Annotated in this window: 13 protein-coding genes and 1 tRNA gene; 6 read left to right on the forward strand and 8 right to left on the reverse strand. The window is 36.4% G+C overall.

The features are described 5' to 3' along the window. Positions 1-20 precede the first annotated feature (20 nt). The 6 genes from ACE38O_RS01825 to der all read right to left on the reverse strand — a co-directional run bounded on the left by ACE38O_RS01825 (position 21) and on the right by der (position 7,957). Positions 21-1,322: a hypothetical protein gene (locus tag ACE38O_RS01825; protein WP_374698888.1), complete on the reverse strand. Its 1,302-nt coding sequence runs from the start codon at positions 1,320-1,322 to the stop codon at positions 21-23. 4 nt (positions 1,323-1,326) lie between these two features. Then, a complete protein-coding gene (locus ACE38O_RS01830) occupies positions 1,327-4,335 on the reverse strand; it encodes a hypothetical protein (protein WP_374698889.1) in 3,009 nt (1,002 codons plus the stop codon). Between the two features lie 447 nt (positions 4,336-4,782). Then, on the reverse strand, positions 4,783-5,376 hold the full coding sequence (locus ACE38O_RS01835; protein WP_374698890.1) for a hypothetical protein: 594 nt from the start codon (positions 5,374-5,376) through the stop codon (positions 4,783-4,785). 211 nt (positions 5,377-5,587) lie between these two features. Then, a complete protein-coding gene (locus ACE38O_RS01840) occupies positions 5,588-6,130 on the reverse strand; it encodes a demethoxyubiquinone hydroxylase family protein (RefSeq protein ID WP_374698891.1) in 543 nt (180 codons plus the stop codon). Continuing rightward, positions 6,105-6,635, reverse strand: coding sequence for a disulfide bond formation protein B (locus tag ACE38O_RS01845; protein ID WP_374698892.1), 531 nt, complete (start codon positions 6,633-6,635; stop codon positions 6,105-6,107). The genes ACE38O_RS01840 and ACE38O_RS01845 overlap by 26 nt, the downstream gene beginning before the upstream one ends. Then, on the reverse strand, positions 6,632-7,957 hold the full coding sequence (gene der / locus ACE38O_RS01850) for a ribosome biogenesis GTPase Der (protein ID WP_374698893.1): 1,326 nt from the start codon (positions 7,955-7,957) through the stop codon (positions 6,632-6,634). Before der ends, ACE38O_RS01845 begins: the two co-directional genes overlap by 4 nt. Positions 7,958-8,086: 129 nt before the next feature. On the opposite strand from der, the gene ACE38O_RS01855 reads away from it, so the two are divergent. After that, complete coding sequence (locus ACE38O_RS01855; protein WP_374698894.1) at positions 8,087-9,475, forward strand: hypothetical protein; 1,389 nt, start codon at positions 8,087-8,089, stop codon at positions 9,473-9,475. A gap of 117 nt (positions 9,476-9,592) precedes the next feature. Then, entirely contained in the window at positions 9,593-11,119 is a 1,527-nt protein-coding gene (locus ACE38O_RS01860; protein ID WP_374698895.1) for an acyl-CoA carboxylase subunit beta, read from the forward strand. Between the two features lie 53 nt (positions 11,120-11,172). Here the strand turns inward: ACE38O_RS01860 and ACE38O_RS01865 are convergent. Further along, a tRNA-Thr gene (locus tag ACE38O_RS01865) sits at positions 11,173-11,245 on the reverse strand. A 19-nt stretch (positions 11,246-11,264) separates the two neighbouring features. Here ACE38O_RS01865 and ACE38O_RS01870 point away from each other — a divergent pair. From ACE38O_RS01870 to pdxH, 3 genes are read left to right on the forward strand one after another with little or no spacing between them, the layout of a single operon-like run. Then, positions 11,265-11,483, forward strand: coding sequence for a hypothetical protein (locus ACE38O_RS01870; protein WP_374698896.1), 219 nt, complete (start codon positions 11,265-11,267; stop codon positions 11,481-11,483). 17 nt (positions 11,484-11,500) lie between these two features. Then, complete coding sequence (gene mutM / locus ACE38O_RS01875) at positions 11,501-12,316, forward strand: bifunctional DNA-formamidopyrimidine glycosylase/DNA-(apurinic or apyrimidinic site) lyase (RefSeq protein WP_374698897.1); 816 nt, start codon at positions 11,501-11,503, stop codon at positions 12,314-12,316. A gap of 16 nt (positions 12,317-12,332) precedes the next feature. Next, complete coding sequence (gene pdxH, locus ACE38O_RS01880; protein ID WP_374698898.1) at positions 12,333-12,917, forward strand: pyridoxamine 5'-phosphate oxidase; 585 nt, start codon at positions 12,333-12,335, stop codon at positions 12,915-12,917. 393 nt (positions 12,918-13,310) lie between these two features. On the opposite strand, the gene ACE38O_RS01885 is transcribed toward pdxH, so the two are convergent. Then, complete coding sequence (locus tag ACE38O_RS01885) at positions 13,311-14,030, reverse strand: helix-turn-helix domain-containing protein (protein WP_374698899.1); 720 nt, start codon at positions 14,028-14,030, stop codon at positions 13,311-13,313. Positions 14,031-14,085: 55 nt separating this feature from the next. On the opposite strand from ACE38O_RS01885, the gene ACE38O_RS01890 reads away from it, so the two are divergent. Then, positions 14,086-15,108, forward strand: coding sequence for a DNA-methyltransferase (locus tag ACE38O_RS01890; RefSeq protein ID WP_374698900.1), 1,023 nt, complete (start codon positions 14,086-14,088; stop codon positions 15,106-15,108). Positions 15,109-15,263: the final 155 nt, after the last annotated feature.

Genomic DNA, 15,263 nt, shown 5'->3' on the forward strand with positions numbered 1-15,263 from the left:
TCCTAATTTGGTGCGTATAATTACAATAACTCTGGAATAGTATGAAGAGTTATATTGTCATCTTCTGCAAAACAAAATTCGCTATTTGCATCTGTCCATGTATACATTTCTTTTAGATTAATCTCAGAAGAATCATAAACACCATACTCTGCTTTTGTATGGTAATCACAATACTGAAACTTACCCTCTTTATTGAAAGAGCCAAATTCATCAATTAATGTGGCCATTTTCCTACCTTTTTTACCACTTATGAATTCGAACACGGCAACTGAATGGTGACCTGGAGAGCCTGGTTCAGGAGATTCTTCTGTAATAAAAAACGATGGCCGATGACTAAATAACTCGCTGAGATTTGGATTGTATTCTTTTTTTACACAATTTAAACTTATGAATTTATATTCATCTGAAACGTTCGAATACTGGGGATCGTATTTTTTGTATTCAAAGAATTCATTACCTAAAAAATTACAAAACGTTAATTTATAATCATCATCATTAAATTTAATAACTTTTAAATAGTGAAAATCTCTTGGGATAACTACCTTCTCTTGTATAACATGATTACGCATAATCAATTGATCATCGAGCATGTAGTAACCTATTTTTGGTAAAGTAGCTATGGGCTTATCATTCAAGACAATATTTGCTTCATAGATATCAGGCAGTAATTCTTTTCCTTTTTGCAAAGTGAATTTCTGCTCGGTCTTAGTTAAGCCTTCTATTACTGTTGATACATCACTTATTGTTAATACATCACATTCACCTTTTGTATATTGATACTTATAGCAGCTACCATCTTTACACACTGGAAGACACTTTCCATCTTTGTCTGATATATAGATCTTGTCATCTTCTATTGTAAAATAAAGTCCACCTTCTTCCTCTTTGATCTTTTTGAGTACTGGATCATTTTCATCATTAAAATTGATGAAGTTTAGTACTCCAATTGGACTAGATCTAGAAATGAACAATTTGATACCAAAATCTGAACTATCTTTTATGTCTTTAAGAGAAATCCCTATCGGGTTTGATTTAAGCGTTCTTATAATATCATCCCTACTTTCACCTATAATAGCTTCTTGTTCTATAATAAAGTCCTCGCCATTTAGTTTCAGAGCTGAGCTTCCTTTATATAAAACTATTCTATTGTTTTCCCACTTTAATTTTACATCATGAATCTTATTCCCTATTTCCACCATACCAAGTTGTGAATGGATAGTATACTTGTTGTTATTAAACTCTAATTTGTAATATGCAGTAGGAAGTTTAATCAGCTTCTTATAGAGCGGATCTTTATTATCTATTTTAAATGTATTTCCCATACTATTACCTTAAACAATTAACAGCCTTCAGATCAATCGCCTTGAAACTACTTGGAGAAGTGACATCACTCATAAAACTCCTTGGCTGCTCGTTATCTGTTGCTGTTTTCTCAATATTAACAAAACCCCTTTGTTGCTCATTGTTTTCTAATGTTCTTTCCATACGATCTTTGAAAGTAGTCAAAAATCTATCAGTTTGTTTGTAATTTGGACATGATTTTTTTGCAGATAAATATAAGAGTTTTAACAGCTCATTACGACTTTCATCATTAAATAATGACCTATCTGGAATGGTTGACTGTAGTTTTACTGGATCAAAATTTAGGCTTTTCTTTGGAATGCCGCATTTTGAAGCTGTTTCTTCTAATACTTTTTCAAATTTTATAGCAATATCTGCTGCATCCATTACTTTTGCCACTTGATTAAGCTCTTGTATTTTATTCTCTATTTTATATTCATCTTGTTTTACAGAAGGATAAAAGAAATTTATTACTTGAGATATAAATGAAGTTGGTCTACTTGCTCCACTTGTCACTGGTGGATTATTTAATTTTTCAATTTCCCTCTTCTTTCTACGTACAGTACAAACTTGATCTGTAGGTTTTGTTTTACAAAATATATCCTTTGCCTTACTATAAAGTGCTTGAGTATTTTGTTCTGATTGAAATGCTTTATCAGCAAAATTGTTAGCCTCTTCTCTAAAGGTTTCAGCTTCTTTTGTTAAATCCACCACTTCAGTGTGCAGTTTTGTAACCTTACCTTCGGCGTCTTGAGCTTCTTTGGCAAAATTTCCAGAAGCACTTTTAGCATCTTCTGCTGCCTTTTTAGCATTCTGAATTTCAATTTTTGTTTGATTCATCTCGCGCAGAAACTGATCAGCATCTGCAGCACATACCCCATCTTCTCCCTTTGGACCTTGAATGCCTATATCTCCTTTACTGCCTTGTGGACCTGGGTCACCTTGAATGCCTTGCGTGCCATTAAAGCCTTGTGGACCTCGTATTCCTTGTTCACCTTTTGGTCCAGGTATACCTAGCAATCCATCTGCTCCTTTAGGACCTGTGTCACCTTTTGAACCTGAAGTTCCTATATCACCTTTATCTCCTTGTACACCTTGCGTACCATTGAAACCCCTTGGACCTACTAAACCCTGTGGACCTGGCGCTCCAATTTCACCTTTATTACCCATGTCACCTTTCTGACCTTCTAGACCTTGAGAACCTACTGGACCTATATCACCTTTATCTCCTTGATCACCCTTCAAGCCTTGAGGACCAAGATCACCTTTCTCACCTTGAATACCTTGTGTACCATTGAAACCCCTTTGGCCTTGATCACCCATATCACCTTTTGGTCCTGAGAAACCTTGAGCTCCGTCTTTACCAGGTGCTCCAGTATTACCTTGAGGCCCTACTGCTCCATTAGGAACAACATCACCTTTGTTACCCTTTAGGCCACGAACTCCATCTACTCCTTTAGGGCCTGCTATGCCTGGCAAACCTGGAAGACCTTGTGTACCATTAAAGCCTTGAAGACCTTGTTCTCCTTTATCACCCTGAGTACCGTTAAAACCTTTCGCTCCAGATGTTCCTGGCAATCCATCTATTCCTGGAGCTCCAATTTCACCTTCATCATCTTTCTGTCCTTGTAAACCTGGCAGACCTTGATCACCCACATCTCCTTGGTGACCTTTAGGACCTACTGAACCTGGCAGACCTTGCGTGCCATTGAAGCCTTGAGGACCTTGTTCTCCTTTATCACCCTGAGTACCGTTAAAACCTTTCGGACCAACTTCTCCTTTTAGTCCGTCCGCACCTGGGACTCCAATTTTGCCTTCATCACCTTTCTGTCCTTGCAAACCTGGCAGACCTTGATCACCCATATCACCTTTCTCACCGCTTAAACCTTGAATTCCAAGCTTACCTTTATCTCCCTTCGCTCCACTTAGACCTTGTTTACCTTGAGGACCAACATTACCTTTCTCCCCTTGGGTACCATTAAAGCCTTGAGGACCTTTCGGACCTACTGGACCTGCATTGCCTTGATCACCTTTTAGTTCAGGCACACCTTGCGTTCCATTTTCTCCTTTTATTTGTCCAGGATTTTTTCTCAACTCTTCTGCTACTCCTTTTTGTAAGGCTGGATCATTCACTAAGATTTTTTTATCTTGATCATCTTTCGCTTCTAGTACTGCTTTCCCTAATTCATCTATTTTGGTGTTAAGGAAGTTATTAACAATACCTTCAACTATTGTCCTTGCTTCATCTACATCACCTTCTAATTTAGTATACTCAATTAAATACCTAGCTAATTTTTCCTTATCTATTTCTTGTTCTACCATACGACGAGCTTTTTCTTGCTCATTCAAATTACTATGTAACAGGAGATACTTAGCAAGTCCCCAATCACTCACTTTATTTTCTACAAGAGTATTGGTATCTGTATTACTTATATTGCTTCTATCAACAAGTAGTTCAGCAAGTTTTTCTGCAAACTTTTCATATTTCTTGAAGGCGCTAGGATCAGGGTTATTTTTTTTTGTAGCATCACTTGTTATCGCATTCACAATATCTTCTACAATTCTTTTCGCTTCCTCTGGAGAAAGTTTATGTACTACTCCTTCAGTGAGTTTTGTTGCATCAACTTTATTCACAAAGTCCTGTGGACTAAGATTAACAACTTCACCAGCAATTTGGGTTACAAGGTTTTTACCACTGCTGTCCTCTGCATCAAGCACTGCTTTTCCTAGCTTAGCTTTTTCACTAGTAACTAATTCAGTTGCAATTTCTGTAGCACTTGGAGTATCTCCTTTATCACCCTTCAAGCCTTGAGGACCTTGTATTCCTTGAATACCTTTAGGACCTGTATCACCTTTTGGTCCTGGGAAACCTTGAGCTCCAGGTGCTCCAGTATTACCTTGAGGCCCTACTGCTCCATTAGGACCAACATCACCTTTGTCACCCTTTGGACCACGAATTCCATCTACTCCTTTAGGGCCTGCTGTGCCTGGCAAACCTTGCGTGCCATTGGAGCCCCTTTGGCCTTGTTCACCTTTATCACCTTTTGAACCTGCATTCCCTTGATTACCTTTAGGGCCAGGAGCTCCATCTGCTCCTTTAGGACCTGTATCACCTTTTTCTCCAGTTATTCCTGGTGATCCAAATTCACCTTTATCTCCTTGATCACCTTTTGGTCCATCTGGACCTTCTGGTCCAAGTTCACCTCTATCTCCTTGATCACCTTTTGGACCTGGAGAACCTGTATGACCTGGTTGGCCCCTTTTACCTTCTGAGCCCCTTTCACCTTTCTGTCCTCGACTGCCTATAGGACCTTCGGGGACTCGATCGCCAATTTTTCCTTTCTCTCCTGGATGACCTTGAAAACCTGGAGGGCCTTGTTGACCTGCTGGACCTTGTAAACCTGGATGACCTCGAAAACCTGTATCACCTTTTGGACCTACTCAACCTGGCTCACCTCTCTCACCCTTTATACTTTTTCTAAAGTCCTCATCCCCTACAATATCCTTCGGCAGGTCTTGCATAATATACTCCACAAGTGTTTTACCTTCTAATGTAGTTACAGGCGTATTAAACAGGACTTCTCTGAATCTTTGTATTTTACTTAATAAAATATCTGCCACATCCTCGGGCTTTGCATCGCTTCCCGGCTCACCTTTTGAACCTGGAAGACCATTTGGACCTGGAAAACCAGGCATTCCTTTTTCACCTGGAATACCTTGATACCCAGAAGGACCTATAAGATCTACCCAACCTCCAGTACCATCTCGACCGTGAACACCATCTTGACCTGGGGCACCTTTTGAACCTGGAAAACCAGGCATTCCTTTTTCACCCTTATCACCATTTTGACCTGGAAAACCAAGCATTCCTTTTTCACCTGGAATACCTTGATACCCAGGAGGTCCTGTCATTTCTCCTACTCTTTTCTGCAGAACCCGCACCACACCTTCTAAATATTGAACTTGTGCTTTTAAGTCTTCAAATTCTTCAAGATTCATATCAACCTCTAAACCATTACTTACTTTAGCAGCCACATGATAACCTGTGACACAGGTCTCCCGTTTCTAATTCAAAACGCACTTTTGCCACCTTTTTGTAACCTATACTCCGAATACAATTAATTTACAAGTATTGATTAATAATGATAATATGTAAATATAGTCGTAAAGTAACTGTTACACTTGAATTTCTTTCTAGTTTCTATTGTTAGAGAAACATTAAAAACACTTTAAGAAAGCTGCTTAGTTAAATTAACTTGGACAAGTAAATAGCAGCTTTGCAGCCTGTTTTTATGAATGAAGATAAGATATTGTAACCAAATGCGCTTTCAGCATTGTGCTGAATTGCAATATCTTTGTGCTCTAACTCCTCGTCGCGAAATTTACTTATAGTTTCTTTTAATTCTCCATCTTCTAAATGTGAAACTTGCTCTTTGTAGTGCTCCCCGATCACTTCTTCAACTGCAGCGGTGCAAGCCATAGCAGCTTTTTTGCCCATAATGGCAGTTGCAACACCAAGTGACACTCCTAAAACACGCCAAACTGGCAACAAAACAGTAGGACGAACTTTTTGCTCTTTGATTTTCTCATTAAAATAGTGAAAATGCTTTTTTTCCTGCTCTTCCATTTCAATTATTTCATTGATTATAGAAGATTTTTTAAGAATAAATTTTTGACCAGAATAAATGCAAATAGCTCCATATTCCCCAGCATGATTTACTCTAATTGCCTGTTGCAAGAACTGATTGTTGCTGTACCTTAAATTATTTAGATTTCTTTCTTTCTCCACAATACACCTTACCTGATACGAACAGAGCTGCTATGAGATAAATTAAATTCCATGTTGCTAAGGAAACACCTAGAACGTAATGAGGCCTGTCGCAAGATGGAGAGTAATTAGGATTTAGTAGATTATTTCTGAGCTCTTCTATACTAACGTTACCACTTGCTTGCTCTGTACAACCTAAAACATCATGAAATAAGTGGAGTTCAAGACCTACATGATAAAAAGATATTACTGCACCTATGAGGTAGCTGCAAAACATTGCATAGATTAGAATTTTGTTGTCTTTAAGCATGCATACTACTGCAAGTAACCCTGCAGCATAGTAAACTACCCGCTCGTATGTACATAACTTGCATGGCAGCATGTTGAAAAAATATTCTAGTACATATGCAAAAATTAGAGCAAAAGCACTTGATAGCAGAAAGATTGTAGGAATTCTGGAGTTATTACACACGACTTTAAGTAAATTATTATAAAGAACCCTAAAAGTATAAAGCAGAATATTCATTTTGCATAGGGATTTTTATTTTTTTTCAAAAGTAATCTGACTGGCACACCATCTACGAAGAAATTTTTTCTAAGATCATTAATTAAATAGCGTTTGTAACTTTCATCAACACTTTCAGGTATGTTACATATCAAAGAAAAAGCTGGAGGTTTAGTACCAATTTGAGCGATATACTTCATTTTAACTGCTTTGCCTTTTACAAGCGGGTGAGAGTGCCTATCTAAAGCATTAATTAGCCACTTATTCAGTTTTGCAGTGCTGACTTTCTTGTTCAAAGATTCACTCACTTCAAGACACTTATCTATCACATCGCCGCAGCGCATGCCTTTCAATGCAGAAATTGTTACAGTTGGCACTTCTAAGAATAACCTGGTTACTTCTTGCTGTTTTACAAATTTTATCAACTTGCTTCTGTCATCCTTACCTATTAAATCCCACTTATTTAAAACAACAATAATCCCTTTCCCTCCCTTAATTGCAGCTTCACCAATTGATAAATCCTGCTGCTCAATACCAACTAGGGAGTCTAGCATTAAAACTACCACATGAGAGCGCTTGATTGATTCTAAGCTTTTTTCAACAAATCTTGATTCTAAGTCATCTATAACATTCGCCTTTCTGCGGATTCCTGCAGTATCAATGAGAGTAATTAGCTCCCCATTATGATCATATACAATATCTACAGAATCACGTGTGGTGCCTGGCTCTGAACTTGTTATTAGTCTGTTTTCTGTAAGTAGGCTGTTTAAAAAAGTTGATTTTCCGACATTTGGGCGACCGATGATTGCAATTCTGAGTTTACTGGACTCACTGCCCAATAGATCAGTGTTTTCGTTCAAATTTTCAATAACACCAGCTAATACATCATAAAGATCAACCATGCCAAGATTATGCTCGGCAGAGATATACACCGGGCCAAGAAAATCAAAAAACTGCAAATAATCAACATTTTCGGATTTATGACTCTCACATTTATTTGCTATGAGGATTACAGGTTTATTCATTTTTCTCTTTAGCCACTTTGCAAATTCTTTGTTTTGCTCATTTTGCACTTTTGCATCAACAAGAAAGAAAATTATATCTGCACTCAACAAAGAAAATTCAATCTGTTCAATAACTTGTAGTGAAAAATTAGTTTGGTCATTCCATCCTCCGGTATCTATAACTTTAAACTCTAAATCGCTAATTCTGCCTATTCCCTCACGTCTATCCCTTGTCACTCCTGGAATGTTACTAACTACTGCTGCTTTCCTTCCCACTAGTCTGTTAAAAAGAGTTGATTTACCAGCATTTGGTAGGCCTATTATAGCGATTTTTAGCATAATTTAAGGGCACCTTCTATATAAAGTAAATTATAACCGAAATTTTTCAATTTAACTATTGACTTCATAGATCACGCGAGCATACTATAACTAGAATTTCTTGTTTTATTATGTCAAGTAGGGGGATATATGGTAGGTCAAGGTATACAAAAGCATAATCCAGGTTCGATAGATGAGGAGTATGATACTCGTGCTTCTACTCCTACTAATCATACTCATCTTGAAGATGATGTGCTTGATACAACTTCATTATCTGAATTGCATATAATAGAAGAGGATAGTGAAGGCAGTTGTTCTACAGAATACAATGAAAATATAGATGAGTCTGAGGGTGAAGGTACATCTGATCACAATGTACCAAATAAAACGCCTATAGATAAACGATGTCCTAGTTTTTATAGGTGTTTTACAAATGAGCCTGAGGATGAATCTGATCGCAATATATTAAATAAAGCTTTTATAGAAGATGATAAAGATACACCTGATCACATATTAAATAAAACGTTTATAATAGAAAATGAAGATGAGCTTGAAGATTTAGAAGTAACGGGCGCGCCTCAACCAGACATAGCAATATATAAACAAGTTGATGAATGTGTACGAAAAAATACCTTAAGTACATTATTGAATACAAGATGTCAAACTAACACCTCACACTTGTATAGCAATGAAACAGTCGCAGAGGGAATAATAAAGAAATCGCTAGAACTCATAGCACTTAGAGAAGATAAAAAGATCCTGTTTGGTATGCCATGTAATGTGTTCTCTGAGAATACATCATTAATAGATTTTTTGGTGCGCAACTTATATACCCTAAAAATGCAAGGGTTGTCCACTTATGAAAAATGCCAATTAGATCTTCTTTCGTCAAAAATATCCGACCTAGTTTTAACAGGCACTTATGTGAGTGAGGAACCTTTGCAATTCTTACCACCAGATTTGATAGAAAAACGTATCAACTATTTATCGAGCCTAAAACAAATTGTATGTGACAGCATTGAAAAAGATGGAGAAGAAAATGTGATAAAAGATGTTATAGTAGAAAGAGATAATAAATTTTATTGTATACAGTGTCCAGAAGCAAGCATTGTGATTCCTACAAAATTTCTGAGTAATCCAGAATTTCAAAATTTAGATGGAGCATTAAAGATTGGGGAAGGAGATGATGTAATACGAATACAAGATGGAAAATATCATGATATAAAGGGCAGGTTCCAAATGACTTTTCCAATAAGCAACAGTGAAAAGATTGTAATGACTCTATCTTCTGAAAAGGCTGACAAACCAGAAAATGCCTCAAGCTTTGGCAAAATAATGGTGCATGTGGATGATAAAAGTTGTGAAATCTTCTCAAAGTACCTAAAAGAGCTAGAAAAAGAACCTCGCATAAGCAAGGTTGTTGAAGCTGCTAAAAGTTTTGTCGAAGAGAAAAACGGAAAACAAAGTGAGCCATTTAGTGTTCTGGAAGAAGTTAGTATATTAAAGTGTTCTCATTATAATCACCAACATCAAGGTTAAAGTTTTAATAATTGTTATACACATACACTATTGCCACATGCAATAGTGTATGTGTATAGTGAGTAGAGTTTGTAAGCTTAATAAGGTTTACAATTAATTTGAAAACTACCTTACTTTATGCAAGACTTTAAAATACTAGAAAACCTACAGACCAAATCACTAGAAGCCGAAAAAGGAGGCGGTTCTGATAGAATCAACAAACAACACGAGAAAGGCAAATTAACTGCTAGAGAAAGACTTAGCATACTGCTCGATGAAAATTCGTTTGAAGAATACGATAAATTCGTGAAGCATCACGCAGATGATTTTGGCATGCAAAATGCTAATTTCCTAGGTGATGGAGTTGTAATTGGTCATGGTACTATTTATGGCAGGAAAGTTTTTGTTTACTCTCAGGATTTTACTGTCTTTGGTGGGTCGCTAGGTGCATCGCACGCAAAAAAAATATGCAAAATTATGGATATGGCGATCAATGCCAGGGTTCCAATTATCGGACTAAATGACTCTGGTGGAGCCAGAATTCAGGAGGGAGTAAATTCTCTTGCTGGTTATGGAGAAATTTTTCAGAGGAATGTAAATGCATCAGGCGTTATACCACAAATTTCTCTAATTATGGGCCCCTGTGCGGGAGGTGCGGTTTATTCTCCAGCATTAACTGATTTTACTTTCATGGTGAAAAATAGTTCATACATGTTTATAACCGGGCCAGATGTAGTAAAAAAGGTTACCTACGAAGATGTAAGTTTCGAAGACCTTGGTGGAGCAAAAATTCATACAAGCAAAACAGGAGTAGCGGATTTTGCATTCAATAATGATGTTGAAATGCTGCTAAAAATGCGTGAATTCTTTACTTTCTTACCAGCAAATAATCAAGAATCACCGAAACCTAAATCAACCTGTGATTCAGTTAATGATATTGATGAATCTTTAAATACTCTGATTCCTAGCAATCCTAATACTCCTTATGATATGTATGAACTTATTGAAAAGGTGTGCGATGAGAAGAAATTCTTTGAACTAAAACCTGATTTTGCTCGTAATATTATAATTGGTTTTAGTAGGATTGGAGGAAATACTGTTGGTATTGTTGCAAATCAACCTATGCACCTTGCAGGATGTTTGGATATTGATTCTTCAAGAAAAGCTGCAAGATTTGTAAGGTTTTGTGACGCATTTAACATTCCGATCATCACACTTATTGATGTTCCAGGATTTCTGCCGGGTACAAATCAAGAATACAATAATATAATACAACACGGAGCGAAACTGCTTTACGCTTACGCTGAAGCGACTGTGCCGAAAATTAGCCTTATCACTAGAAAAGCGTATGGTGGTGCATATATCGTTATGAACTCGAAACATTTAAAAGGTGACATAAATTATGCTTGGCCAACTGCTGAAATAGCTGTAATGGGCCCTGAAAGTGCAGTTGAAATTATATTTAGGCATGAAAAAGACAAGCAAACGTTAATCAAAGAATATAAAGAGAAATTTGCTAATCCATTTTTTGCTGCATCACATGGATACATTGATGACATTATAGTGCCAAGTAAAACAAGGCATCACTTTCACAAAGCATTAGAGCTACTCAAAAACAAGAAAGTAGAAAGGATATGGAAAAAGCATGATAACCTACCTCTGTAACTTTCTTTTAAGCCTTGCTTGCAAGTTATGCAATATTATAAGTATAATCAGTGTGCCGTTACCAAGACTCGAACTTGGGACCTCGTCATTACCAATGACGTACTCTACCACCTGAGCTACAACGGCAAGTTTATATATTATGATAATGAATAATACAAAAAGGAATAAGGAAAAAGAAGAGGAGAAAAAAAGATTAGCGAAAGCTTTAAAGCAAAATATTTTGAAAAGAAAAAAGCAGCAACAGAGTAGACAGAGAACCCTTTCAAAACTCGTTTATGGTGAGGAATTTTTAGGAGAAAGCACCGCAGAATACTCGAATGTATTTGAGGAAGCTTTAATGACAAAATTACCATCAGAAACTTAAGTTTTGAAGGAGGTATCATGCCAGAACTACCGGAAGTGGAAATAATCTCTAACTTCTTGCTTGATAAAATTAAAAACAAGCAAATTAGTAATGTTATAGTTAATAATTGGAATTTACGTGCCCCAATAACAAAAAATATTGATGATATGCTAAAGGGCAGAGTCATAAATGATATCAAACGTAGAGGTAAGTACATAATCTGGAATACAGATAGTAGTATGGCTGTAATCATACATCTTGGCATGAGCGGAAAGCTTATATATGCTGACCATGATCAAGTGCGGAATAAGCACGATCACGTGGTATTTTTATTTTCCGATGATACTTCAATAATCTTTAATGATCCAAGAAGATTTGGATTAGTTATTATTTTAAGCAAAGAACAAGAAATAAATTTTTTTGACGGTTTCGGAATAGAGCCCCTCACGGATGAATTCAGTGGAGACTATTTACAGGAGTTGCTGAAAAACAAAAAAGTGAATATCAAATCAGCATTAATGGACAATAAATTAATAGTTGGCATAGGCAACATATACGCTTCTGAAAGTTTGTTTAGAGCTCGTTTATCACCACTCAGGTCAGCAAAAGACTTGACCTATAGAGAGTGCGAAAAACTTGCTGCTGAAATAAAAAATACTCTGAGTGATGCAATTGCTGCAGGCGGTTCAACACTGAAAGATTATGCACAGCCATCTGGATCTGCTGGATACTTTCAAAATAACTTTTACGTATATGGTAAAGTTCAAAAACCTTGCAAGATCTGCAACAATATCATAACACTTATACGACAAAATGGCCGTAGCACTTATTTTTGCAACGCATGCCAGAATTAAGGTTTTATTTTTGAATATGACATTCTCACCTGAAAAAGATCCGTTTGATTTGTTTTCAAAGTGGTACAAAGCAGTACTTAATTCTTCATCAACTGCAATGACACTAGCAACTTGTAGCAAAGACTGTATTCCATCTGCAAGAGTAGTATTACTAAAGGAATATAGTAAAGAAGGTTTTGTGTTTTTCACTAACGTAAACAGTAAAAAAGGGAAAGAATTGACTGAGAACCCCAAAGCTGCGTTAGTGTTTCATTGGATAGAATTTGCTAGGCAAGTACGAATTGAAGGAGATGTTAAACTTCTAAACGATGAAAGAACTGACAAATACTTCTCTTCTCGAGCGCGCGATAGTCAAATTAGCGCATGGTGCTCAAAACAATCGAGCGTTCTGAAAAATTGGCAAGATTTTGAGCAAGCTATAAAATTGAAGGAGAAAGAATTTTACAATACACAAGTTTCTCGTCCTGACTTTTGGGTGGGATTTTGTGTAATCCCAAAAGTAATTGAATTTTGGCAAGAAGGTGAATATAGGAGACACACCAGATTTAGGTACACCCTTATTGGGAAAAGCAATTGGAAAGTGGAACAATTATATCCCTAACGTTATTGCAGTTGCTTCTTGATTGACCATTGAGAATTGGATGACACCCTACTAATCCGAATTCCGGATTAAGGATAAAAAAGAGCAAATAACTTATAATTTTATAGCTAAAGTGACTTAGGTTTACCGATAATTTGAAAAACCGTCATTCCGCTACTTGTTAGCGCCGCGACGGTATGACGTAGGAAAACCTTTCTTGGGTTAGCTATAGAAGGTTAAGGACTGCAAATTTTTCATTGGACAGGCTTCTTATACTTTTGGTGAGGTTAAATTTTGAAGTGAAAATTTTAATAAACAGCAAATAAACAAGTTTATCAAAAAAAGAGTTAAATGTTAGGATTTTAAATAATACAGCATTCCGGACAATTTAAAATCAACCTGGGATGGAGGAAGTTAGTGGCGGTCACATACTCTTTCATCACAATGATAAAGAAGCTTACCTTTATCTCTGACGTATTTTAAAGGAATTTTGGGATTATTGATGTCTTTACCACCAGTATCATGCCATTTCTTTTCCCATGTAATATAATATGGTTCAAGGTCTTGCGGCGTTAATTTATATATTTCTTTTAGCTCTATTCCTTCATAAATAGCAAATATCCAATCTACCTTTCGGTATTTTGCAATTATTGTAGGATTCATATGATGATGAGTAGAAAAGCTTTTTGTAAGAAGAATATTTACTGATTTAAGCTCATATTCATTACCATACTCATCAATGGCATCATTTCCCTCGCGTGCTGGAAGAATAGTGAGTCCAGTTAGTAATAAGACTTGTAGGATTTTCCCGCCGTTATCCTGAAAGATATCATTTATACCGTACTTAACAGCAAACTCCTGATACTTCTGTATATGAGGAAATATATCTTTCAGACATTTTCTGTCTTGATCCTGATTTAGAAGTGCAGTGGGTTCAACACCAAGGGCATCTGCTATGCGCTCAACATTATCTATAGAGATATTTCTCTCACCACGTTCAACGGAGCCTATATATGTTCTGTGTAATTCACATAAATCAGCAAGAGTTTCTTGGGAAAGCCCTTTTATATTTCTTATCTTTCGTATATTCTGGGAAAGAAGTAACCGCAAAGATTGTTTTTTTATTTTTGTCATCTTTGTAAGATAATAGTTGACAATTATAAGTCTACAGACTATAAGTATCTTTCATATGGCACATATATTGGAAAAATTTAAATTTAATAATAAACCCACATATACTACAGATAGGGGAGCTGCATATTGTGGAGACTCTCTTAACCTATTGCCGCAATTACCAGATAATAGCTTAGATCTCGTAATAACCAGTCCACCGTTTGCTTTGCAAAGAAAAAAAGAATATGGAAATGAATCCCAAGCCGAATATGTTGCATGGCTTAGTCAATTTGCAAAATTAGTACATAGCAAACTCAAAGATACAGGCAGTTTTGTACTTGATCTAGGTGGGGCTTATGAAAAAGGCGTGCCATCCAGAAGTTTATATAATTTTAGAGTGCTTATACATTTCTGTGATGACATAGGCTTCTTCCTTGCAGAAGATTTCTATTGGTATAATCCTTCTAAATTGCCAAGTCCAATTGAATGGGTAAATAAGAGAAAAATCAGAGCAAAAGATTCTGTTAATACAGTATGGTGGTTCAGCAAAACTGAGTGGCCTAAAGCAGATGTCACAAAGGTGCTAGTGGAATACAGTGGCCGCATGAAAAAACTTATCGAGAACCCAAAGGCTTATTATACTCCAAAAGAACGACCATCAGGACATAATATTGGTAGTAGCTTTGGTAAAGATAATGGAGGAGCTATTCCATCAAATCTTTTGCAGATTCCCAATTCAGAATCTAACAGCCAGTATCTTGCTGCATGTAAGGAACTAGGTGTAAAAGAGCATCCAGCTCGATTCCCTGCTAAATTACCTCAATTTTTTATTCGGTTTCTAACACAACCAGGAGATGTTGTTTTAGATATTTTTGCTGGTTCTAACACAACAGGTTTTGTATGTGAGCAAGAAGACCGTTACTGGTTAGCATTTGAAGAAAATAGAGAATATCTTGCTGCATCTGCTTTTAGGTTCTTAAAAAAAGAATGCTCAAAAGAAACTATTTATCAACGCATTGTTCATGGTGAAGAGCAAGTGTTAAAGGCTAAGCAGTCTGTATTGGATCTTAAGTTCACTCAGCAGTCATTAGTAGTTTAGTTATGCTCTTTGTTCATGGTTTTCCCGTTTTTAGCAATAATTTTTTATATAAGCATTTTTGTTGCCTATCCTCAACACTTTCCACATTAGCGTTACTAGCGGAAGTTACTCTTAAATATTTGTTCATGTTAGCCATAAATATTAAGAAATTTACC

This window comes from Wolbachia endosymbiont (group B) of Limnophora tigrina, assembly GCF_964263235.1.
Taxonomy (GTDB): Bacteria; Pseudomonadota; Alphaproteobacteria; order Rickettsiales; family Anaplasmataceae; genus Wolbachia.